We start from the raw sequence: 21,558 nt of genomic DNA, 5'->3' as shown, positions 1-21,558 counted from the left end.
GTCAGATGGGCATTAGCGTGAGTCACGAAGACCTCCGTGAAGCGATGAGAGTGTGGTAACCCACATCGTTCCGGAGGTCTTCGCTACCTCAGCCCACGTTCACAACGTGCCGAGGAACTACACCTAGGCGTCGCGGAGCTCGGCCGGGAGCAGCCGACCCGGGAAACCCTGGAGGGCGACCGGGCGCAGGAATCGGACGATCGCCGCGGTGCCGACCGAGGTCGTCTGTGACGCCGTGCTCGCTGGATAGGGACCGCCGTGCTGTTGCGCATCGGTGACGGCGACCCCTGTTGGCCATTGGCACCAGAGCAGACGTCCCGCCCGCTCTGCAAGCGTGTCGAGGAGGGTGCGCGGGGAATCCGCCTCCGTCCCGAAAACGGTCGCGGTGAGCTGCCCGTCGAAGACCTCCGCGAGTCGGAGCAACTGGTCGTCGGAGCCGTACTCGACGACCAGCGCCGCAGGCCCGAAGCACTCGTCGAGATACCGCGCAGGGTTCGCGAGCACCTGATCGCCGTGCGTGCGCAACAGGATCGGGCCGGGAACGTCTGCGAACGGGTCGTCGACGCTGCGCAGCCGCGTGACGCCGGGCGCCTCGATGAGCTCAGTGAGGCGGCGCCGGAAGCCGGTGAGAATGTGGTCGTTCAGCAGCGGCGCGGGATCGGGGAGAGGCGATCGTTCGAGCGCCGTGAGGACCGCCGATCCGCTCGGTACGAAGAGGGTGCCGGGTTTCGTGCAGAACTGGCCGGCGCCGAGCGTGAACGACGCGATGAAGCCCGCGGCGATCTCCTCGGCGTCATCCGCATCCGCAGCCGGCGTCACGAACACAGGGTTGCTGCTCCCGAGCTCGCCGTAGAACGGGATCGGTACGGGCCGCGACTGGGCGATGTCGAACAGCGCCCGTCCGCCCGCGATCGAACCGGTGAATGCGGCGGCGGCGATTCGCGGATCGCGCAGCGCCGCGACTGCCTCGTCCTGTCCTTCGATGAGGGCGAAGATCCCCTCGGGCGCCCCTGCCGCGGCGAGGGCGGTGATCGCGAGCTCGGCCACACGGCGGGAGAGGCGGGGATGCCCGGGGTGTGCTTTCACGACGACCGGATTCCCGGCGCCGAGCGCTGATGCGGTGTCGCCACCCAGTACGGAGAAGGCGAAGGGGAAGTTGCTCGCCGCGAACACCAGCACGGGTCCTACCGGGCGCAGCGAGCGGCGGAGCTCCGGTCGCGGCGCGACCGGCCATGAGGGGTCGGCTGGATCGATCCGGGCATCGAGGAACCCGCCGTCGCGGACGAGGTCTGCGAACATCCGCAGTTGGAAGGCGGTGCGCACGACCTCCCCGGAGAGGCGCCCGGTCGAGAGATGTGTCTCGTCCTCGGCGATCGCGACGAGCTCCTGGCTGTGCTCCTCGAGCGTCGCCGCCAGCTGATCGAGCAGATCGGCCCGCTGTGTGAGGGGAAGCCCCGCCAAGGGGCGGCGGGCGCGGTGGGCGGCCGCTATGGCAACTGCGGAATCGGGAGCGAGCGCGTCGGTCGCCGCGTCGGTCGACTCCTCCGCACTCGCTGACGCCTGAAGCAGGCGGTCGAGGCCTTGCTCGACGTCCTCGCCGGCGGATCGGCCGAAGGCCGTGAACATCAAGGCGATGCCGACCGCACCAGGATCGGGGGACCCCACGGCCCGCTCGCCGACGTAGCTCGCACGTCCACGGCGGGCCACCAGTTCGCGTGTCGCGATGGCGCCGTCCACCGCCGCGGTGACGGCCGTGGCGAGCGTGCCGCCGGTGCGGAGGACCTCGACGGCGGGCGCCAGCGCGTCCACGAGCGTGCGATCGCCGAGCTGTGCTTCGCCGACCCGCTGAATCGCGGCGAGGCCCGCAGCGGTGCCGTCGGCGAGCACGGCGGGAAGCGTCGCGCCCATCGCCGCCGCTCGCGCGAGCTGCCGGAAGAGAAGGCCGAACAGCGGGCCGCTGGTTCCACCGACGTCGTCGAGGAAGACCTTCGCGAGCGCCGCCCAGGCATCGCTGCCGCTGTCGCCCTCCGCATGGCTCGCCGCGAGGGACAGCCCGCCCTGGAGGTTCGCTCCGAAGTCGCCGTCGCCCGAACGCTCATCGAGAGCAGTAAGCAGCGGCTCGGCCTCATCGACGAGTCTCTTATAGGCGTCGAAGGCAGAGCGCAGGGTCGCATCCAGTGCGGTCATCAGTGCAGTCCGTTCCATCCGGCGGCGCATGCGTCCGCCTGCCAAAGCCCGAGCCAGTCGTCCTCGGCGAGGTCGAGGAGCGACAGCGAGAATCCGTGCATATCGAGTGCGGAGACGAAAGTGCCTACGAGGCGTGCCGCGACGTCGATGCCGAGCACCGCAAGGCGCTCGACCGCGATCGAGTAGATCGCGTAGAGCTCGAGAGGGGTTGCGGAGCCCAGACCGTTCACGAAGAGGATGGAGCCGCGCCCGGTCAGCGTGCCGAGCGAGGCGAGGACATCATCGAGCATCCGCGTTATGAGTGTCTTCAGATCGGCGAACGGGGTCGACAGCGTGGCCCGTTCGCCGTGGATGCCGATGCCGTATTCGACCTGCCCGGGGGCGAGCTCGTGCATGCGCGCCCCGGTGTGCACCGAGGTGAGGAACTCGCTCGCGACGGCAATGCTGCGGCTGCGGTCGTTGACCGCCGTTCCGAGGCGCACGAGCTCTTCGAGCGTCGCGCCCCGGTCCGCAGCCGCCCCGAGGATCTTCTCAACGAGCAGGGTTGCCGCAGTCCCGCGCCGTCCCGTCGCGGTGTGCGCGGATTCTGTGGCGACATCATCGTGCACGAGCACGCGCCCGACCGGGATGCCCTCGTCGCGGAGTCGCTCAGCCGCGATCCCGAAGTTGATGCGATCGCCCGTGTAGTTCTTGACGACGTGCACGACTCCACCCGGCAGCGCGACGGCACGGCTCGCTTCGTACACCTGACGGTTGTGCGGGGAGGCGAAGACCTGCCCGGGAGCGACGGCGTCGAGGAGACCGGGCCCGATGAAGCCGCCGTGGAGGGGCTCATGGCCGGATCCGCCGCCGGAGACCAGTGCGACCGACCGGCCTGGATTGCGCTGCACGCCGGCGAAGTAGGTCGGATCCTCGACCAGTCTCACCTTCTCCGGGTGCGCGTCGGCGAACCCGCGGAGCGCAGCCGCAAGCCCCTCTCGACCGGAAGGGATGAACAGTTGTGGCATCGGAGTGGTCCGCCTTCCTGGGGTGCCTGCATTGCCAGCATCGCGCGATACGGGCATGATATCAGTTGTCCGTCAACGGATGACTTCAATCAAAGGACCGAACTCATGAGTCACAGTTACTCCAAGTCGCACAACGGCGTACAACTCGACCTGTCGGGCATCATCCCCCCGATGGTGACCGCCTTCGATCCAGAGACGGAGGAGCTCGACGAGGACCTCATCCGTGCGGAGGTCGAATACCTGATCTCGACGGGCGTGCACACCATCTGCATCGGCGGCAGCACCGGTGAAGGTCAGGGGCTCTCGGAAGACGAGACCTACCGGCTCAACAAGGCCGTGGTCGATCAAGCCGCGGGGCGCGTCAAGGTGATCGGCGGCGTCATCGCCGACACCACCATCGAGGCGATCCGCAAGGGCGAGGCGGCGCGGCGCGCCGGCGTTTCCTCGCTCCAGGTCACGCCGCCGCACTACCTGTGGGTGCCGTCCGTGGCCGGACTCGTTCAGCACTTCACCCGCATCGGCGATGCGGTCGAACTGCCGATCTTGATCTACAACGTGATCCCGTGGGTCGACATCGACGTCCACGCGATGAACAGCATCGTCGACGACGCTCCGTGGGTACTCGGCGTCAAGCAGAGCGGCGGTGATATGCACAAGGTGGCCGACATGATGGCCCTGCTGCACGACAAGGTGCCGATCACGACGGGCATCGATGACCTTCTCTATCCGACCTTCGCGCTCGGAGTCGACGGCGCGGTGACCTGTATGACTGCGGTGTTCCCGCGAGAGACCTCCGAGCTCCATGCGGCCGTGCAGGCCGGTGATCACGACCGCGCGCTTGCCATGCATCGTCGCCTTCTGCCCGTCTGGCGCAGCATCGAGGGTCCGAACATGACGGCGAACGCGAAGTACGCTCTCTCGCTCCTCGGTCGGAACAACGGCGTGTCGCGCAGCCCTATCCTCGCGCCCGACGAGGGTCGGCGGTCGCGCATCCGGGAGGCGCTGAAGTCGGCGCGCCTGCTCGAGCCCGCCGGCGTCTGAGTCAGGGGGAGGGGGCCGGTGGCGCTCCCTCCCACGCCTGGCTGCCGGGACGGGTCGCGGGCCGGCTGTAGGCTCGGTCCACCGGAGGGGCAGAGTATGGCGAGAGCGCGTCGTGTGAGTCGTGTGGACGAGGTCTTTCCCGTTCTGCGGGACCACGCCCGATCGTTGGAGGTCGGGCAGCAGATGCCGACCGAGTTTCAGATCGTCGAGGAGTTCGGAGTCAGCCGCCAGACCGCTCGCGAGGTGCTGGCCACCCTGCGAGCCGAGGGCTACATCGAGATCAAGCACGGCCGCGGGGCGTTCGTCGTGGACAAGACGCAGTCCGATCGGCAGCGCTTCCAGGAATGGTTTCGCGGCAATGAGTTCGAGATCGCCGAGCTGCTCGAGATGCGCGCGGCGATCGAGCCGTTCGTTGCCGAGCTCGCTGCCGAACGGGCGACGGACGAGGAGATCGCTGCGCTGCGCGAGAGCGTCGACGCATTCGAAGCTGTCCTGCTCGGGCATGACGTCGACGCCAAGGTGGCGGCCGACGAGGCCTTCCATGGCGTCATCCTTGCGGCCAGCCGCAACAGTGGCTTGCGGGTCTTCTACGACTCCTTCATCCCGAGCCTGCGGCAGTATCGCGCGCACGTCTTCTCCCCACCGGCCGACCCTCTGCTGGCGCTCCCGCATCACCGCGCGATCTTCGAGGCGATCGCCGCACGGAACCCCGCGGCCGCGAGCGCGGCGATGCGGAATCACATCGATCACTCGCGCCTGGACGTCCACCGTCTCGCGAGTGGTGACGGCCACGCCGCGGCAGAGTGACCTCTGCTCGATTTATTTTGTCGGTTGACAGACAACTGACGTGTATATAGTTTGGCGACGGCCCCCAGCTCCGGGCCCACCCGAACCGACAGGACTTCAACGATGAATGCTTCCGTTCCTTCACCCGCATCCCCGGCCCAGGGCCGCGGCTACTTCTGGAAGGCGACGCTCTCCGGTCTCGCAGGCAACACGCTCGAGCTGTACGACTTCCTGCTCTACGGCACCGCCGCCAGCCTCTTCTTCCCGACGCTTTTCTTCCCCGGCGACGCCTTCGCCGCGACCCTCTCGAGCCTCGCGACGTTTGCCGTCGGTTTCTTCGTCCGCCCGCTCGGCGGTCTGCTGATCGGCCGCTACGGCGACCGATTCGGCCGCAAGAAGGCGCTGCTCTTCACGCTCTGGGTGATGGGCGGCGCGACGATCGCGATCGGCTTCCTGCCGTCGTATGCGAACGTCGGGGCGCTCGCTCCGATCCTGCTGATCGTCGTGCGTGTCATTCAGGGCATCGCGCAGGGCGGCGAGTGGGGCGGCTCGATGGTGCTCGTGGCCGAGTCTGTGCCCCCTGGGCGCCGCGGGTTCTTCTCCGCCATTCCGAACCTCGGCGGGTTCGTCTCCCAGCTCTTCGTCGCAGGGGCGATTGCCCTGGTCCTCATGCTCCCGCAGGAGGCGCAGCTGAGCTGGGGTTGGCGGCTGCCGTTCCTCGCCTCGATCGTGGTGCTGATCGCCGGCCTGTGGATGCGCCGCAGCCTTGTCGAGACTCCTGTCTTCACCGAGAACAAGATCGCGGAGGCGACGGGCGCTCTTCCGCTCGCCAAGCGCGGGCCGATCGCGACGCTCTTCGTCGACCACTGGCGCGACATCCTGCTCATGACCGGACTGCGCTTCTCGGAAGGACTCCCGTACTTCCTGCTCACCGTGTTCGCGATCAGCTACGCCAAGGCGATCGACGTGAACGCGTCCGGCATGCAGGCCTCGATCCTGATCATGGCGGTCATCGCGATCCCGGCCACATGCCTCTACGGCTGGGCCTCCGACAAGATCGGGCGGCGCCCGGTCTTCGCCTTCGGATCGATCGTCGTCGCGCTCGCCGCCTTCCCGTTCTTCCTGCTGATGAACACCGGGAACTTCTGGTTGATCACGCTCGGCTACGTCCTCGTGCTCAACCTCGGACACAACCCGGTCGGCGCCGTGCAGCCGGCCCTGTTCTCGGAGATGTTCCCGGCGCACAGCCGCTACAGCGCGGTCGCCGGCGCCCGCGAGATCGCCGGCATCATCACCGCGGGCCTCACGCCGTTCATCGCGGCCCTGCTCGCTGGCCCGGACAGCACGCGCTGGTACCTCGTGGCCGGGTACGTCGTAGTAGGTGCGATCGTCTCGCTCATCGCGATCAAGATCGTGCCGGAGACCCGGAAGCGCGATCTCCTGACCATCGGCCGCGAGATCCCGGACGCGGCACCCGCCCGCTGACCCCCTCACCCCACTCAAGGAGCAACATCATGCCGACCGCGCCCATCCGGGGCCTCGTCGCCCCGGCGCTCACCCCCTTCACTGCCGATGGATCGATCGACTACGGGATCTTCCGCGACCAGGTCGAGCATCTGCTCGGGCAGGGCGTGCACGGGGTCAGCCCGGGTGGCAGCACCGGCGAGGGCGCTGTGCTCGAGGACGACGAGCTCGGCCGGCTGGTCGCGGAGGCACGCGCTCTCAGCGGTGATCGGCCGGTCGTCGCCGGGGTCATCCGCAGCTCGACGAAGGCCGCGGTACGTGCAGCGAAGCTCGCCAGGGACGCCGGGGCCGACGCCCTCATGGTGACGCCGACCTTCTACAACGTGCTGGTGCCCGACGCCGCCGGGAACGAGGTGTTCTACCGGGCGATCTCCGACGAGGTCGGGCTCCCGATCGTGATCTACAACGTCGTCCCGCAGAACGAGATCTCCCCGGAGACCTTCACGCGCCTCCTCGAGATCGAGCACGTGGTGGGCGTCAAGCAGAGTGTCGGCGGCATCATGGCGATGTACGACATGCGGCTGACGGCCCCGAACGCAATGGTGTACGCCGCCACTGACGAGCTGCTGTTCAGCTGCTTCGAGCTCGGCGCCGACGGCGCGATCTCCGCGGTGCTCTCGCTGTTCCCGGCGGAGTGCCGTCGTCTGTGGGATTGGGCGCAGGAAGGCGATCACGCTGCGGGCCGCGCGCTGCAGGACACGATGTTCCCGATCTGGAAGGTCGTCCGCGGGCCGCAGTTCCCCGCGCGGGTCAAGGCGGCGCTGTCGATTCTCGGGCGTGACCTCGGCGAGTGCCGCAGCCCCGCCTCGCCGGTGCCCGCCGCGGTCCGATCAGCGCTCGAGGATGCACTCGCCCCGCTCGCGGCCGTCCGCTAGCCGGTCAGACGATGGTCCACTCCGAGTCGCCGGAGTCGGCGAGTGCCGCCGACGGCTCGGCGTGCGCCAGCCGCACGGCGATGAGCTCCTCGTCGAGAGCGAACCGGCGGGCGCGCTCGTCGGCTCTGGCGGCCTCTGCGGCGCAGCGATCCGCCTCGGCGTCGAGCCGCCTGGCATCCGTCTCGCGCATCTTCGCGATCTGACCGGAGCGAGCGGATGCCGCCAGCAGCCGCACCCGCTGCGCCTCGCCGCGCTTCTCCTGCTCGATCGCCCGGAAGTCCGCCGCCTTGCGCTCTTCGGCGAGGCGGTTCTTCCGCTTCAGCATCAATTCGACTTCGGTGACGGGGGCAGGCATCACGCCGACGGTACCCAGGGATGCGGCGTGCACGGCGCAAGGGCCGCGGCTATTCAGAAATCCGCACCACGAGCTTCCCGCGCACCTCGCCGTCGATGAGCCGCTGGAAGCCCGCCGGGATCTCGTCGAAGGGCAGCACGGAATCGACGTGCGGCCGCACGCCGCTCGCCTCAAGGAAGCGCAGCAGTGCCTCGAACTCGGAGCGCGTCGACCCCGTCGAGCCGATCACCGACAGCTGCTGATAGAAGATGCGGTTCAGCTCGGCCGGCGGCATGTTGCCGCTCGTCGCGCCGCAGGTGACCACGACGCCGCCCGGCTGCAGTGAACGCAGCGAGTGCGCCCAGGTCGCCTCGCCGACCGTGTCGACGACGACGTCGACCCGCTCGGGTAGCCGGGCACCGCTCTCGAACACCTCGTGTGCGCCGCACTCCAGCGCGAAGGCACGCTTGGCGTCGGTGCGCGCCGTCGCGTAGACCTTGGCACCGGCGGCGCGGGCGAGAGAGATCGCGGCGCTGCCGACACCGCCCGACGCGCCCTGCACGAGCACGCGATCGCCGGCGCGGACCCGGGCGCGGGTGAACAGCATGCGGTAGGCGGTGCCCCACACGATGCCGAGCGTGGCCGCGTCGTCGAAGCCCAGCCAGTCGGGCTTCGGCACGACGCAGGCGTCGGGCACCAGCACGAACGACGCCAGCGAGCCGTTGACGGTCTCGGACAGCAGCGCCCGCTTCGGGTCGAGGGTGACGTCGCCCCCGCCGCGGTTCGGATCGCCGAGCACGGGGTGGATGACGACCTCGTCGCCGGCATCCGTCACTCCCGCGCCGTCGCAGCCGAGCACCATCGGGATCCGCTCGGCGGGGTGGCCGACGCCGCGCAGGGTCCACACGTCGTGAGGGTTGAGGGATGCGGCGCGCACCCGCACCCGCGTCCACCCCGGTTTCGGCTCGGGATCGGGCATTTCCTTGAGGGATAGGCCCGACAGCGGGTCGTCCAGGCTCTGAGCGACGGCGACAGCAGCGCGCACGGTGTACCTCCCGTTCCGCCTGCCACGATATCGACTCTTGCCGCCGCGCGGCTCCGGCGGGATGATGCCCGCGACTGCAGGTCATTCGGCCACAGAATCACTCATTTCAGGAGGCCTTCCGATGTCCGCCAGCTTCACTCCCTACCTCTCGTTCCGCGGCCAGGCCCGCGAGGCGATGAACTTCTACCAGTCGGTGTTCGGCGGCGAGCTGAGCCTCATGACCTTCGCGGAGGGCGGCATGACCGACGGCGCCGATCCGAACCAGATCATGCACGCGAGCCTCGACGGCCCGGTCTCGATCATGGGCTCCGACGTGCCGGAGTCGATGCCCTTCTCGCAGGGCTCCCGGGTCTCCCTGTGCTTCTCGGGCGACGCCGCCGAACTCGACACCGGCCGCCGGTATTACGCCAGCCTCTCCGAGGGCGGCGCCGACGTGCTGCCCTTCGACCTCGCGCCGTGGGGCGACTACTACGGCCAGCTCACCGACCGGTTCGGCATCAGCTGGATGTTCGACTTCGGCGCCCCCGAAGTCCCGAGCGACCCCAGCTCGCTCGGTTCGCACCAGGCTCTCTGAGCACTACGCGCGAACCGCGCACACGGCCGTCGCGTCGAGCTCGTCGTCGCGCGCGATCTCGGCGCGCCAGCCGTGGGATTCGAAGATCTCGAGATCGACGGATGCCTGACGCCGGCTCGTCTCGACGAGCAGCGTGCCTCCGGGCTTGAGCCAGGTGGCCGCCTCGCCCGCGATGCGCCGGTGCAGCGCGAGTCCGTCCGCCCCGCCGTCGAGGGCGAGCGCGTGCTCGAAGTCGCGTGCCTCGCGCGGCATGTTCCGCACCTCGTCCGTCGGCACATAGGGGGCGTTCGCGACGATCACGTCGAAGCGCGCGCCCGCGGGCAGCCCGGCGAACAGGTCGCCCTCGACGACCGCACCGCCGAGCGGCTCGAGATTGCGGCGCGCGGCGGCGACCGCGGCCGGGTCGAGATCGGAGGCGACGACGGATGCCTGCGGCATCCGTCTCTTCACCGCGGTCGCCACCGGCGCGACCCCGCAGCACACCTCGAGCACCGAACCCCCGATGGTTGAGGAGCCGTGCAGCGGTGTCTCGAAGCCATCGTCACCGGCGAGATCGTTTCGAGACGCGCCTACGGCGCTCCTCAACGATCGCAGGGCGAGCCTGACCAGCAGCTCCGTGCGCCGCCTGGGCACGAACACTCCCGGCGCGACCGCGAGCCGCAGCCCTGCGAACTCGACCCAGCCGAGCACGTACTCGAGCGGCTCGCCCGCGATGCGCCTCGCGACGAGCGCCTCGAGCTCGCCGGCATCCGTCGTCGCCGCGATCAGCAGCGCTGCCTCGTCCTCCGCGAAGACGCAGCCGGCCGCGCGCAGTCTCGCGACCAGCTGGGCGAGATCAGCCAGCGAGCAGCCCCGACTTCTCGGGGTGCTCGTCGAACCACTTCGCGGCGTACCAGCACATCGGCACGATCTTGAGCTCTGGGGAGTTCTTCTCGATGTCGTCGACCGCGAACGAGACGACCTGGCCGGCATAGCCGTGGCCGCGCTGCATCGGGTCGGTGAAGGTGTGGGTGATCGAGAGGCGGTCGCCGTTGACCGTGTAGTCGGCGGCGCTGACCAGCTTCCCGTCGACCTTGAGGGTGTAGCGGTGCGCCTCGGTGTCGTGCTGGAACTCGCTGCTCACGCTCTGAGCCTAAGCCCGCGTGCGCCCTGCCGCGCCGGTAGCCTGGGCGCGTGCACAGTCCTGGGCGGCGCCGCGTGGTGTTCCTGCTGATCGCGGTCGGGGTCGTGTTCCTCGGCATCGAGGCGGTCGAGGCGGTGATCGCGAACCAGACGCTGCCGTCGGCGCTGCGCTTCGCCGCGCTGCACTCGGTCGGGGCGATCGTCTTCGGAGCGCTCTCGATCGTGGCCGTCATCGCGGCGGTCGTGCTCGAGCGTCGCTGGCTGGTCACCCTGATCGCCGCCTGTGTCGCGGCGGCGGCCGTCGCGCTGCTGCTGGTCTAGGCGCGATTCCGCAGCAGCAGATGGGCGACCAGGGCTGTCCAGCCGGTCTGGTGCGAGGCGCCGAGACCCTGGCCCGTGTCGCCGTGGAAGTACTCGTAGAAGAACAGCTGCTCGCGCCACCTCGGGTCGGCCGACAGCAGCGGGTAGCGGGCATCCGAGGCCCGCGGCCCGCCCCCGGGTGCCGGCGTGAACAGCGTGATCAGCCGCTCGGCGAGGTCGTCGGCGATGGCGCCCAGTCCGAGCGCGCGCCCCGACCCCGCGGGGTACTCGACCGTGTGCGATTCCCCGAGGTTTGCCTCGTAGTCGCGCAGCGCGTCGATGATGAGCACGTTGAGCGGGAACCACACGGGCCCGCGCCAGTTCGAGTTGCCGCCGAACAGGTGGCTCGTCGACTCGCCCGGCTCGTAGTCGACGAGTTGCTGCACCCCGCCGACGGACACCTCGAAGGGGTGCTCCCGATGCCACGCCGAGATCGAGCGGATGCCGTGCGGCGACAGCATCCCCTGCTCGTCGAAGACCTGCGCCAGCACGCGCGTGAGCCGCTCCGGGCTGACCAGGGCGAGCAGCGTCGTGCCGCCGCCGCGTGGGTGGGCGTGCAGATTCTCGGCGGCTTCGGGCTGCCGCCGGAGAAATGCGCGAACGGATGCCTGGAACTCGGGCAGCCCGTCGGCGAGGCCCTGCAGCGGCAGCGACGCCGTCACCGGCACGAGCCCCACGAGCGAGCGCACCCTGAGCGGGTGCTTCGACCCGTCGGGCAGGGTGAGCACGTCGTAGTAGAAGGCGTCGTCCTCGCTCCACAGGCCCTCGTCGTTCGCGGCATCCGCGATCCGCGTGAAGTGCTCGAAGAACTTGACCGCCACGTCCTCGTAGGCCCGATCGTGGTGTGCGAGGGTGAGTGCCATCTCGAGCAGGTCGAGGGCGTAGACGGCCATCCACGCGGTCGAGTCGGCTTGCTCGATGCGGCCTTCGCCCGCCGGCAGCGTCGAGCGGTTCACGGGCGCGATGTTGTCAAGGCCCATGAAGCCGCCCTCGAAGAGATCGTCCTGCCCGGCGTCCTTCGTGTTGGTCCACCACGTGAAGTTCATGAGCAGCTTGTGGAAGACGCGGGCGAGGAAGGTGAAGTCGCGGTCGCCATCGAGGTGGAACACCTCGAGCGCCGCGCGCGCCTGCGTCGGCGGGTTCACGTCGCCGAAGTCCCACTCGTAGGCGGGCAGCTGCCCGCTCGCGTGCGTGTACCACTCGCGCAGCAGCAGGATCAGCTGGCCCTTCGCGAACTCAGGGTCGACGTGCGCGTAGGTGACGCAGTGGAAGGCGAGGTCCCAGGCGGCGAACCACGGGTATTCCCACGCGTCGGGCATGAGGATCACGTCCTTCGCGGCCAGGTGCTGCCACGCCCCGTTGCGGATCGCGCCGCGGCCCGGCGGGGGCGGCGGGTAGGCCGGGTCGCCCGTGAGCCAGCGGCGCACGTCGTAGTGGAAGAACTGCTTCGACCAGGTGAGGCCCGCGAGCGCCTGCCTGAGCACGCGCTTCCGGTCGTCGTCGAGCCCGGCCGGCGCGAGGCTCTCGTGGAACGCGTCGGCCTCGGCCTCGCGGGCGCGCATGACATCGTCGAAGTCGCCGAAGGGGTTCCCGATGGCGCCCTCGCGGAGCCGAAGCCTGATGACCCGCTTCTCCCCAGGCGCGACCGTGAGCGTATAGCGAACGGATGCCTTCGTGCCCGTCTGCGCCGGGTTCACCGTCTCGGCCCCGCTCACCACGAAGTCGTTGATGCCGTCCTTGGGATAGGGCGAGCGATTCACGGCGCCCTCCCCGAAGAGCTTCACCGCGTTGGTCTCGTTGTCGCAGAAGAGCGCGGCCGCGGCATCCGTCTTCTCATAGCTGAGTGTCAGCGGGCCGGCCCGCAGCGCGCCGTCGCCCGCCGTGATCTCGGGCTTCTCGCCCTCCGGCACGTCCCAGCTCCAGGTGTTGCGGAACCAGAGCGTGGGCAGCACGTCGATGGTCGCGGTCTCGGGTCCGGCGTTCTCGACCGTGAGGCGCAGCAGCAGATCGTGCGGGCCGGCCTTGGCGTAGTCGGCGGTGACGATCCAGTAGCGCGAGTCGTCGAAGACGCCGGTGTCGGCGAGCTCGTACTCGGCGTCGAGCGAGCCGCGGCGGGCGTTCTCGGCGCGCAGCTCGTCGTACGGGAACGCTGCGTGCGGGTAGTGGTACCGCCAGCGCTGCCACGAATGCGTCGGCGTGCCGTCGAGATACCACCAGTAGTCCTTGGCGTCCTCGCCGTGGTTGCCCTCCGGCCCGCCCAGGCCGAACATGCGCTCCTTGAGGTGATCGTCCTGCCCGTTCCACAGCGCGAGCGCGAGCACCCAGGTCTGCTCGAGATCGCAGAAGCCGGCCATGCCGTCCTCGTTCCAGCGGTAGACGCGGCTGCGGGCGTGCTCGTAGGGGAAGAACCGCCAGGCGTCGCCGTCGGCGCTGTAGTCCTCGCGCACGGTTCCCCACGCGCGCTCGGCGACATATGGGCCCCAATCACGCCAGGGGGCTTGCCCGGAATCCGCCGCTTCGACACGCTGGTGTTCGGGTGAGCGCTCGTCCGCGGCCATAGCTGCCGATGATATGCGCAGGAGAGGGGCGCGACATGGACATCGAGGAAGCGCGGCTCGATCCGCTGCACGTGTACGCGATCTCCTCCGGCCCGGCACCGATCCCGCGCGACGAGGTGCCGCCCGTCGTCTACAAGCTGTTCGACCAGCTGCGTGAGCGGCTGTCGGACATCGAGATCGAGATCCCCGAGCGGGCGATCGCCTGGTATGAGCGGGTCACCGGCGAGTTCGGCGAGCACAGCCAGCGGGTGTGGGTCGGCTACGTCGCCGCCGAGGACGAGATCGGCGGCGAGATCTCGCCGGTCGTGCTCGACGGGGCGGAGCATGTCGCGATCGGCATGCACTACGGGCCGATGGCAACGATCCGCGAGTCGTGGAATGAGCTGTTCGACTGGGTGCACGAGCACGGCGGGCATTCGGCCGGCTACATGCGCGAGGTGCACGTGAAGGCGTGGCCCTACCCCGAGGACGAGTGGGTCACGAAGCTCGAGCTCCCCTTCGACGTGGACTGAGCGCAGCGGGGCGGGGCGCTCAGCGCGCGGGTCAGCCGAGCACGGCCCAGCCGTGCGGCGGAACGGAGGCACGCTCGGCGTCGTACGAGGCAGCCCCGTCGAGCAGGCGCGTGCGGCCGCCGGTCGGCAGCTCCGCCGGGGAGTCGGCGAGGTTCAGGAGCACGGTGACCCCCTGAGCGGCGTCGGCCGCACCGAGCGACTCGTAGGCGAGCGCCGTCGTCGCGACGCTCAGCGGTTCGGTGCGGGCATCGTGCAGCCACGGGTTCCTGCGCCGCAGTCCGATGAGCCGCTGGTGCAACCGATACAGCTCGGCGCCAGCGGGGTCGAGTTCGTCGGGACGGTCGGGGTAGGCCGGGCGTACGGCGTCATCGCCGCCCACGCGGTCCTCCTTGACGCCGAGCAGGCCGCGCTCGTCGCCGTAGTAGACCGCCGGCGTGCCCGCCACGGTGAACAGCACGACGACGGCATGCGCGAGATGCCGCGAGTCGCCGATGCGTGTCGCGACCCGGCTGACGTCGTGATTGCCGAGGAAGGTGAACGGCACGAAGTCGGCGAGGAGCTGCTGGTGGCGCTTGAGGCTCCATGCGAGCTCGAAAAAATTGTGGTCGTGGATGCTGCTGCCGATCGCCTTCCACAGCTCGTACTGCGTCACGGAGTCGAGGCCGCCATCGCGCACGAGGCCCGCGTAGTCGCCGGCGATCTGCTCGCCCCAGAGGTACGCCTCGGGGTGGCTCGCCCGCACCCGGGGCAGCACGCGCGCCCAGAACGCGCGCGGCACCGAGTACGCGGCGTCCAGTCGCCAGGCGGAGGCACCCCGATCGAGCCAGTGCGTCATGACCGCGGCGACGTAGTCGGCGACCGCGGGCGAGTCGTGGTTCAGGGTGACGAGCTGCCGATGCCCCTCCCAGACGTAGAAGTCGTCGCCGACCGGCTGGAACCACTCGCGCGCGACGGCAGGGTCTTCGAGGGCCTGCAGGAAGCGGGGGTGCGAGCGGCCGACGTGATTGAAGACGCCGTCGAGGGCGATGCGCAGGCCGCGCTCGTGCGCGGCCGCGATCAATGCGTCGAAATCGGAGTCCTGGCCGAGTCGGGAATCGATGCGGAAATGGTCGACCGTGTCATAGCCGTGGGTCTCTGACGCGAACACCGGGCCGAGGGCAACGCCCGACGCACCGAGCTCACGGGCGTAGTCGAGGTAGCGCTCGATGCGGCGCAGGCCGCCGCCGAAGCCGAGCGGATAGATGTGCCACCAGACGGCGCTGCGCACCCAGGGCGGCGCGGCCATCAGGGCGACTCCGCGAGGCGCGTCATGAGTTCGGCGGCGAGGCGGAGTACGGCGAGCTCCGCCGGGGTCAGCTCCGCCAGCGCGTCGGCGAGCCATGCGTCACGCCGAGCGGCGTCCGAGCTGACCGCTGCCGCACCGGATTCCGTCACCTCGAGCAGCGACTGGCGCGCGTCATCGGGGTCGGGGTGACGCGCGATCAGCTGCGCGGCCTCGAGCTCGGCGAACACACGCGTGAGGGCCTGCGGGCTCACGTGCTCGGCGGCCGAGATACGGCCGGGCGTGCTGGGCCCGTCGCGCAGCAGGCGGCTCAGTATGAGCAGCTTGTTGCCCGAGAGGCCGCTCTCATGGCCTCGCTCGGTGCGAAGCCGATGGCCGAGGTGCACCGTGCCGAAGCGCAGCCGACTCGCGATCTCGCGCAGTTCGGGTGCGGGCGAAGGAGTCATATTAGTACGCTAACACGTACTATTCAGGCAACAGAGTGCGGTCACGATGACGGGAGGTATTGAAGGAATGCTTAGGGAACTAAGGCGCCTCTCGCTCGGTCGGCTGCGCACAGGGGCGAGGCTCGCTGTGGCATCCGTCATCGCCGCCCTGCTCTCGTTCTGGACCATCGCCTACGTCGCGCGCCACCAGCCGGTCGTCGTCCAGCTGTGCATCTCGGGCGTGATCATCGCGCTGTCGATCGTCCGCTCTTCCGAGCGGCGTGCCGAGCCCGAGCCCCTGCCGCGCTGGGCGACGTGGGCGGCGCGGTTCCTGATGATCCCGCTGGTCGCGCTGCTCGGCTCGGCGATCGGCCGCGTGGTGCAGACGGATGCCGCACTGGGCTTCGCCCTCATCGGGGTGCCGCTCGTCGCGGCGGTGTGGGTGCGTCGCTTCGGGCCGGCCTGGACCCGGATCGGTACGCTCTGGTCGTTCCCGTTCATCGCCGCGCTCGTGACGCCGGCCGCCGCGCTCGCCGCAGGGGGCGGGGTGTGGTGGGGCGCGCTCGCCGCGCTGATCGCGGTCGCATGGGGGTCGGCGCTAGGAGCGGCGACCCAGTGGGTCGCCGCGCGCCGGGCCCCCGAGCGGGCTGTGCCCGCGAGGTTCGAGAATCGCCGCTCGCGGTCTGGCGCCGAACGCAAGCTCCTCCCCAGCACCCGAATGTCCCTCCACCTCGCCCTCTCCCTCGCGGCGGCGATCGTGCTCGGCTGGTGGCTTCTGCCCGACCACCTCGGCTGGCTGGTGCTCACCGCCTACCTCGTCAACAGCGGGAACCGCGGGCGGGGCGATGTGGTCTACAAGGGCATCCAGCGCCTCATCGGCGCCGGTGTCGGCACCGTCGTCGCGACCCTGCTCGGCACGCTGTACGCCCCAGGGGATTCGACGGCGCTGGTCGTGCTGTTCATCATCCTCGGAATCGGCGCCGTGCTGCGCCCGGTCAGCTACGCGTGGTGGGCCGCCGCGATGACGGGCGGACTCGCGCTGCTGTACGACTACCTCGGCCAGGGCGGCACCGGGCTGCTGGGGCAGCGGCTGCTCGCGATCCTGATCGGCGGCCTCATCGCGATCGCGGCGAGCTGCTTAATCGCGCCCGTGCGGTCGATCGACGTGGTGCGCCGCCGCACCGCCGACCTGCTCAGCCTCGGCAGTGCGGTCCTGACCGGTGACCGGTCTGCCGAGGAATACGTCGCCCTCGCTGCGGAGGCGCGCGTCGCGACGGCCCGCGTCGAGCAGCTCGCGCCGCCCTTCCATGCGCTGCGCATCGTCACCCTCGGCCGGGTCGCGGTCGCACGCCGCACCGCCGACCTCGTCGATCGCGCCGCTGCGCTCGGCGCCGGTCTGGAGCGCTTCGTCGCCGCCCCGTCGCGCGAGCTCGGCGCCGAACTCGGGGGCGAACTGCGCGGCCTCCGCGAGGTTTTGGTTTCATTGAGGCGTGACTGAGCACATCGTCATGGTCGGGGCGCTGAACGCCGACCTCGGCATCCGTGTCGACCGCCTGCCCGCCCCCGGTGAGACCGTCTCGGGTCGAGAAGTCGAGGTGCTGCCCGGCGGGAAGGCCTCGAACCAGGCGGTCGCCGCGGCCCGCCTCGGCGGCAGGGTTCGGCTCGTCGGGGCCGTCGGCGACGACGAGAACGGGCGGATGCTGCGCGAGCACGCCACCGCCGCCGGCGTCGACGTCTCGTTCGTGCGCGTTCTGCCCGAGGTGGCGACCGGCCAGGCGATCATCCCGGTCGATGACGCAGGCGAGAACTCGATCATCCTCGTGCCCGGTGCGAATGGCGCGATCACGCCCGATGACATTCCGATCGAGGCATATACGGATGCCTCTCTCGTCTGCCTCTCGCTCGAGGTGCCGCTTCCCGTGGTGCTGCGCGCGGCGTCCCGCGCGGTGTCGGTCGGCGCGACGGTGGTGCTCAACCCCTCGCCCTACCGGCCGCTTCCCGGCGAGCTGCTCGACGCGGTGGGTGTCTTGATCGTCAATGAGCTCGAGGCCGAGCAGCTGCTCGACGCCTCGATCGAACCGGCCTGGCCCGCCGGGGCCGAGGCGCTGCGCCTGGCGCTCGAGCCGCATCGCATCGCGCGCATCGTGGTCACCCGCGGCGCTGCGGGCGCCATCGTGGTCGACGGCGACGACATCACGGAGATCGAGCCGACGGCCGTCGAACCGGTCGACACCACCGGGGCCGGCGATGCCTTCACTGGGGCTCTCGCCGTGAGGCTGGCCGAGGGTCGCTCGCTGGCGGACGCCGCGACCGAGGCATCCGTCGTCGCCGCCTTCAGCACCACGCGCCGGGGCGCGCAGCCGTCCTACCCGACGATCGCCGAGCTGGCCGAGTTCCGTGATGGCCGCTGAACTCACCAGCGTGCGCGTCGACGTCTGGGCGTGGTCGGTGCGGCTCTACAAGACGCGTTCGGCCGCGACGGATGCCGCGAAGGCCGGGCACATCCGGGTGAACGGCGACCGCGCGAAGCCTGCGCAGCCGGTCAAGGTCGGCGATGAGGTACGCGCCCTGACCGACCGCGAGCACATCGTTTTCGTGAAACAGCTGCTGACGAAGCGCGTCAGCGCGGCCGTGGCGGCCGCCGCGATCGACGACCGCACTCCCGCGCTGCCGCCGAAGGAGGAGCGCGCCGCGCCGGTCGTGCGCGAGCGCGGCGCCGGCCGGCCGACGAAGCGCGACCGCCGTGCGCTGGAGAAGCTCAGGGGCGAGCGGCGCTAGGCGACGGGGCCGAGCAAAGCGTTCGCGACGGTGTTGTGCGCCGACTCGTCGTCGGACGGGTGGAAGATACCCGCGAGCACGTCGCGGTAGAGCCGCCCGAGCTCCGAGGAGTTGAAATACGACGAGCCGCCCGACACACGGATCGCCGCGTCGACCACCTCGCGCGCCGTCTCGGTCGCGCGGATCTTCACCCCGACGAGCTTCGGGAACCACTGGCCGCCGTGGTTGACGAGGTTGTCGACGTCGCTCGCCACGGACTGGATCTGCGGCGCCAGCCCGTCCTGCGCGATGGCGGCCGAAGCGAGGCGGAAACGGATGTCGGGGTCCTGCGCGTAGGGCAGGCCGGTCTTGAGCGAGGTGCGCTTCTGCACGGTTTCCACGGCGAGCTCGAGCGCCCGCGCCCCGATCCCCGTGTAGACCGAGGCCAGCAGCACCTCGAAGTTCGCGAAGATGCCGAACACCAGGCTGTCGGGGTTCGGGCCGGGTGCGAGCCGGCGCACGATGCGGTCGGCAGGCGCGTGCGCGCCCTTCAGCACGGTGGTGCGCGACTGCGAGGCCCGCATGCCGACCGTGTCCCAGTCGTCCTTGATCTCGACCGTGCCGTCATCGACCGCGGCGCGGTCGACGAAGCCGTAGACGACTCGCGGCCCGTCGTCGCTGGTGGAGTCGAGCCCGGTCACCCCGAGCCGGGTCCAGGCGGGGGAGAGGGACGTGAAGATCTTCGTGCCGGTGAAGCGATAGCCGCCGTCGGCGTCGGGCGCGGCATCCGTCGTCGACCCGAACAGCACCAGGTCGTTGCCCGCCTCGCTGATGCCGAAGCCGAACACCTCGCCCGCCCCTGCCTCGCGCAGGACGAAGTCGAGCGAGTCGTCGCCGCGGTCGCGCAGCACCTTCGCGACCCCCGTCCACACGAGGTGCATGTTCACGGCGAGGGCGGTCGCCGGCGCGGCGCCCGCGAGGCGCTGCTGCTCGCGTGCCACCTCGGCGAGCGTCATGCCGAGGCCGCCGTAGCCGGCGGGCACGAACGCCGTGAGATACCCGGCCGCCTTCAGCTCAGCGAGGTCCTCGTCGAAGAACCCGTTATCGCGGTCGTAACCGGCAGCACGGGCACGGATGCCTGCCAGCAGCTCATCGGAGAGAACGGACACACCCGGGATCGATTCGGCCATGTCGCTAGCGTATGCAAGCCCTCTGACATGCACGACGACCCACTTAGAGTGGAGGGCATGCAGCAACGGACGCTCGGAAGGACGGGGCGCAGCGTCTCCGTCATCGGCCTCGGCACCTGGCAGCTCGGCGCGGACTGGGGAGCCGTCACCGAAGCGGATGCGCTGGCCGTGCTCGACGCGTCCGCCGAGGCGGGCGTCACCTTCTTCGACACCGCCGACGTGTACGGCGACGGTCGCAGCGAGACGATCGTGGGGCGGTTCAAGGCCGCGCATCCGGATGCCGGCATCACGGTCGCCACCAAGATGGGCCGCCGCGTCGACCAGGTGCCCGAGAACTACACCCTCGCGAACTTCCGGCAGTGGCTCGACCGCTCGCGGTCGAACCTGCGCGTCGACACGATCGATCTCGTGCAGCTGCACTGCCCGCCGACGCCCGTGTACTCGAACGACGAGGTCTTCGACGCGCTCGACCAGCTCGTGTCCGAGCAGGTCATCGCGAACTACGGCGTCAGCGTCGAGACCGCGGCCGAGGCCCTGACCGCGATCGCCCGGCCGAACGTCGCCACCGTGCAGATCATCCTGAACGCGTTCCGCCTCAAGCCGCTCGACGAGGTGCTGCCCGCGGCCAAGGCCGCCGGTGTCGGCATCATCGCGCGCGTCCCGCTCGCCTCGGGGCTGCTCACGGGCCGCTACACGAAGGACACGACCTTCCCCGAGAACGACCACCGCAACTTCAACCGGCACGGCGAGGCTTTCGACGTCGGCGAGACCTTCTCCGGTGTCGACTTCGAGACCGGCGTCGCCGCCGCGCAGGAGTTCGCCGACGCCGTCGCCCGCCTGCGCGAGGAGTGGAAGATCGAGAACCACGCCCTGCTCACGCCCGCCAAGGCGGCGCTCGCGTGGGTCGCCCAGCAGGCCGGCGTCTCGACCGTGATCCCCGGCGCACGCAACGCGGACCAGGCGCTGAGCAATGCGGCCGCGGCATCCGTGCCCGAACTCGGGCCCGAGTTCAACGCGCGCGTGCGCGACATCTACGACCGCCGCTTCCGTGCGGTGATCCACGACAAGTGGTGAGCTAAGCAGGACACACGAGCCGCGTCGGCTCGCGCTGATCGTCGGCGCGCAGCACGGTGTGGGCCGTCATCGGCTGCCCGCAGATCGGGCACGCGGCATCCGCTCGCCTGATCTCGGGTTCTTCGGGGTGCCCGGCGCCGATCTGCGCGGGCCCCGTGAAGGTGCGCACGATGCGGTTCGCCTTCTGATAGAAGCCCCAGAACCCCTTGTGGTCAGCCACCGCGTGCCTACTTTCATTAGCGCACTAACTATTTGTACACTGATCATATGACGGATGCCGCACCGCGCGCCACCTCGCCCGACGACCTCCTCGCGCTCGAGAACCAGGTGTGCTTCGCCCTGGCCGTCGCGTCGCGCAGCGTGATCGGCATGTACCGGCCCCTGCTCGAGCCGATGGGGCTCACGCACCCGCAGTACCTCGTGATGCTCGCCCTGTGGGAGCGCGGCCCGCACTCGGTGCGCGCCCTCGGCGAGGCGCTGCGCCTCGAGCCGGCGACGCTGTCGCCCCTGTTGAAGCGCCTCGAGGCGCTGGGCTATGTGCGTCGGGGCCGCGACCCCGAGGACGACCGCGCACTGCGGATCGAGCTCACGCCGTCCGGGAGGGCGCTGCGGGCGCAGGCCCTCGAGGTGCCGCCCGCCGTGATGAAACTGCTCGACATGGACGTCGCGGAGCTCGCCTCCCTGCGCGACACTCTGCACGCCCTCATCGCCGCGGTGGAGTCCGCCCCGGCGCGCGCGTGACCCGCCCTGCCTCGCCTCGCCTCGCCTCGCCCAGGGTGCCCGTTCGGCGCGAATGTGCCCGGCGTATCGGGCGCACTCGCGCCGAACGGGCGCGGCTTCCGGCCATTCGGGCGCGCCCGCACAGCGGCGGACGCAGCAGCAGTTGCGCGGGACTCTCCCTCCAC

General features: G+C 70.2%; 23 protein-coding genes. 12 read left to right on the top strand and 11 right to left on the bottom strand.

The window, feature by feature from the left end:
* Nucleotides 1–123: 123 nt before the first annotated feature.
* Both ABD708_RS17140 and ABD708_RS17135 read right to left on the bottom strand, forming a co-directional pair.
* The gene (locus tag ABD708_RS17140) at nt 124–2,187 is read right to left on the bottom strand and encodes an aldehyde dehydrogenase family protein (protein WP_344756707.1); all 2,064 of its coding nucleotides are present in this window, start codon (nt 2,185–2,187) and stop codon (nt 124–126) included.
* Nucleotides 2,187–3,113: a dihydroxyacetone kinase subunit DhaK gene (locus tag ABD708_RS17135; RefSeq protein WP_344756705.1), complete on the bottom strand. Its 927-nt coding sequence runs from the start codon at nt 3,111–3,113 to the stop codon at nt 2,187–2,189. Before ABD708_RS17135 ends, ABD708_RS17140 begins: the two co-directional genes overlap by 1 nt.
* Nucleotides 3,114–3,122: 9 nt before the next feature.
* Here ABD708_RS17135 and ABD708_RS17130 point away from each other — a divergent pair, with 9 nt between their 5' ends.
* From ABD708_RS17130 to ABD708_RS17115, 4 genes are all read left to right on the top strand, one after another.
* Nucleotides 3,123–4,235, top strand: coding sequence for a dihydrodipicolinate synthase family protein (locus ABD708_RS17130; RefSeq protein ID WP_344756703.1), 1,113 nt, complete (start codon nt 3,123–3,125; stop codon nt 4,233–4,235).
* A gap of 96 nt (nt 4,236–4,331) precedes the next feature.
* Nucleotides 4,332–5,042, top strand: a complete 711-nt coding sequence (locus tag ABD708_RS17125) for a FadR/GntR family transcriptional regulator (RefSeq protein WP_344756701.1) — start codon at nt 4,332–4,334, stop codon at nt 5,040–5,042.
* A 102-nt stretch (nt 5,043–5,144) separates the two neighbouring features.
* Nucleotides 5,145–6,506, top strand: coding sequence for an MFS transporter (locus tag ABD708_RS17120; RefSeq protein WP_344756699.1), 1,362 nt, complete (start codon nt 5,145–5,147; stop codon nt 6,504–6,506).
* Between the two features lie 29 nt (nt 6,507–6,535).
* Complete coding sequence (locus ABD708_RS17115; protein WP_344756697.1) at nt 6,536–7,420, top strand: dihydrodipicolinate synthase family protein; 885 nt, start codon at nt 6,536–6,538, stop codon at nt 7,418–7,420.
* 4 nt (nt 7,421–7,424) lie between these two features.
* Here ABD708_RS17115 and ABD708_RS17110 read toward each other — a convergent pair whose 3' ends face one another.
* Nucleotides 7,425–7,775: a hypothetical protein gene (locus tag ABD708_RS17110; protein ID WP_344756695.1), complete on the bottom strand. Its 351-nt coding sequence runs from the start codon at nt 7,773–7,775 to the stop codon at nt 7,425–7,427.
* A gap of 49 nt (nt 7,776–7,824) precedes the next feature.
* Nucleotides 7,825–8,799, bottom strand: a complete 975-nt coding sequence (locus tag ABD708_RS17105; RefSeq protein WP_344756693.1) for a zinc-binding dehydrogenase — start codon at nt 8,797–8,799, stop codon at nt 7,825–7,827.
* Between the two features lie 121 nt (nt 8,800–8,920).
* Between ABD708_RS17105 and ABD708_RS17100 the strand changes: the two genes are divergently transcribed.
* Nucleotides 8,921–9,373, top strand: coding sequence for a VOC family protein (locus ABD708_RS17100; protein WP_344756691.1), 453 nt, complete (start codon nt 8,921–8,923; stop codon nt 9,371–9,373).
* Nucleotides 9,374–9,376: 3 nt separating this feature from the next.
* On the opposite strand, the gene ABD708_RS17095 is transcribed toward ABD708_RS17100, so the two are convergent.
* Both ABD708_RS17095 and ABD708_RS17090 read right to left on the bottom strand, forming a co-directional pair.
* Nucleotides 9,377–10,186 (bottom strand): putative protein N(5)-glutamine methyltransferase, encoded by an 810-nt coding sequence (locus ABD708_RS17095; protein WP_344756734.1) that lies wholly within the window; start codon nt 10,184–10,186, stop codon nt 9,377–9,379.
* Between the two features lie 22 nt (nt 10,187–10,208).
* Nucleotides 10,209–10,496 (bottom strand): GNAT family N-acetyltransferase, encoded by a 288-nt coding sequence (locus tag ABD708_RS17090; RefSeq protein ID WP_344756689.1) that lies wholly within the window; start codon nt 10,494–10,496, stop codon nt 10,209–10,211.
* A gap of 50 nt (nt 10,497–10,546) precedes the next feature.
* Between ABD708_RS17090 and ABD708_RS17085 the strand changes: the two genes are divergently transcribed.
* The gene (locus ABD708_RS17085; protein ID WP_344756687.1) at nt 10,547–10,816 is read left to right on the top strand and encodes a hypothetical protein; all 270 of its coding nucleotides are present in this window, start codon (nt 10,547–10,549) and stop codon (nt 10,814–10,816) included.
* Here ABD708_RS17085 and ABD708_RS17080 read toward each other — a convergent pair.
* On the bottom strand, nt 10,813–13,413 hold the full coding sequence (locus ABD708_RS17080; RefSeq protein ID WP_344756685.1) for an MGH1-like glycoside hydrolase domain-containing protein: 2,601 nt from the start codon (nt 13,411–13,413) through the stop codon (nt 10,813–10,815). The genes ABD708_RS17085 and ABD708_RS17080 overlap by 4 nt on opposite strands.
* 35 nt (nt 13,414–13,448) lie before the next feature.
* Here ABD708_RS17080 and ABD708_RS17075 point away from each other — a divergent pair, with 35 nt between their 5' ends.
* Nucleotides 13,449–13,925 (top strand): GyrI-like domain-containing protein, encoded by a 477-nt coding sequence (locus ABD708_RS17075; RefSeq protein WP_344756683.1) that lies wholly within the window; start codon nt 13,449–13,451, stop codon nt 13,923–13,925.
* A 31-nt stretch (nt 13,926–13,956) separates the two neighbouring features.
* On the opposite strand, the gene ABD708_RS17070 is transcribed toward ABD708_RS17075, so the two are convergent.
* Together ABD708_RS17070 and ABD708_RS17065 are read right to left on the bottom strand one after the other, a co-directional pair.
* Nucleotides 13,957–15,210: an alpha-amylase family glycosyl hydrolase gene (locus ABD708_RS17070; protein ID WP_344756681.1), complete on the bottom strand. Its 1,254-nt coding sequence runs from the start codon at nt 15,208–15,210 to the stop codon at nt 13,957–13,959.
* Nucleotides 15,210–15,653: a MarR family winged helix-turn-helix transcriptional regulator gene (locus ABD708_RS17065; RefSeq protein ID WP_344756679.1), complete on the bottom strand. Its 444-nt coding sequence runs from the start codon at nt 15,651–15,653 to the stop codon at nt 15,210–15,212. The genes ABD708_RS17070 and ABD708_RS17065 overlap by 1 nt, the downstream gene beginning before the upstream one ends.
* 127 nt (nt 15,654–15,780) lie before the next feature.
* Here ABD708_RS17065 and ABD708_RS17060 point away from each other — a divergent pair, with 127 nt between their 5' ends.
* From ABD708_RS17060 to ABD708_RS17050, 3 genes are read left to right on the top strand one after another with little or no spacing between them, the layout of a single operon-like run.
* On the top strand, nt 15,781–17,130 hold the full coding sequence (locus ABD708_RS17060) for an FUSC family protein (RefSeq protein ID WP_344756677.1): 1,350 nt from the start codon (nt 15,781–15,783) through the stop codon (nt 17,128–17,130).
* Nucleotides 17,123–18,043, top strand: coding sequence for a ribokinase (locus ABD708_RS17055; protein WP_344756675.1), 921 nt, complete (start codon nt 17,123–17,125; stop codon nt 18,041–18,043). Before ABD708_RS17060 ends, ABD708_RS17055 begins: the two co-directional genes overlap by 8 nt.
* Entirely contained in the window at nt 18,033–18,410 is a 378-nt protein-coding gene (locus ABD708_RS17050; RefSeq protein WP_344756673.1) for an RNA-binding S4 domain-containing protein, read from the top strand. Before ABD708_RS17055 ends, ABD708_RS17050 begins: the two co-directional genes overlap by 11 nt.
* On the opposite strand, the gene ABD708_RS17045 is transcribed toward ABD708_RS17050, so the two are convergent.
* Nucleotides 18,407–19,579, bottom strand: coding sequence for an acyl-CoA dehydrogenase family protein (locus tag ABD708_RS17045; protein ID WP_344756672.1), 1,173 nt, complete (start codon nt 19,577–19,579; stop codon nt 18,407–18,409). The genes ABD708_RS17050 and ABD708_RS17045 overlap by 4 nt on opposite strands.
* A gap of 57 nt (nt 19,580–19,636) precedes the next feature.
* Between ABD708_RS17045 and ABD708_RS17040 the strand changes: the two genes are divergently transcribed.
* Nucleotides 19,637–20,653 (top strand): aldo/keto reductase, encoded by a 1,017-nt coding sequence (locus ABD708_RS17040; protein WP_344756670.1) that lies wholly within the window; start codon nt 19,637–19,639, stop codon nt 20,651–20,653.
* Nucleotide 20,654: 1 nt separating this feature from the next.
* Here ABD708_RS17040 and ABD708_RS17035 read toward each other — a convergent pair whose 3' ends face one another.
* Nucleotides 20,655–20,873 (bottom strand): hypothetical protein, encoded by a 219-nt coding sequence (locus tag ABD708_RS17035; RefSeq protein ID WP_344756668.1) that lies wholly within the window; start codon nt 20,871–20,873, stop codon nt 20,655–20,657.
* Between the two features lie 47 nt (nt 20,874–20,920).
* Between ABD708_RS17035 and ABD708_RS17030 the strand changes: the two genes are divergently transcribed.
* On the top strand, nt 20,921–21,394 hold the full coding sequence (locus tag ABD708_RS17030; RefSeq protein ID WP_344756666.1) for a MarR family winged helix-turn-helix transcriptional regulator: 474 nt from the start codon (nt 20,921–20,923) through the stop codon (nt 21,392–21,394).
* Nucleotides 21,395–21,558: the final 164 nt, after the last annotated feature.

Origin of the sequence: Gryllotalpicola koreensis (genome assembly GCF_039538185.1) — a bacterium.
Lineage (GTDB): Bacteria > Actinomycetota > Actinomycetes > Actinomycetales > Microbacteriaceae > Gryllotalpicola > Gryllotalpicola koreensis.
The sequence above is the reverse complement of the archived record's forward strand: the minus strand, read 5'-3'. Positions and strand labels throughout refer to the sequence as shown.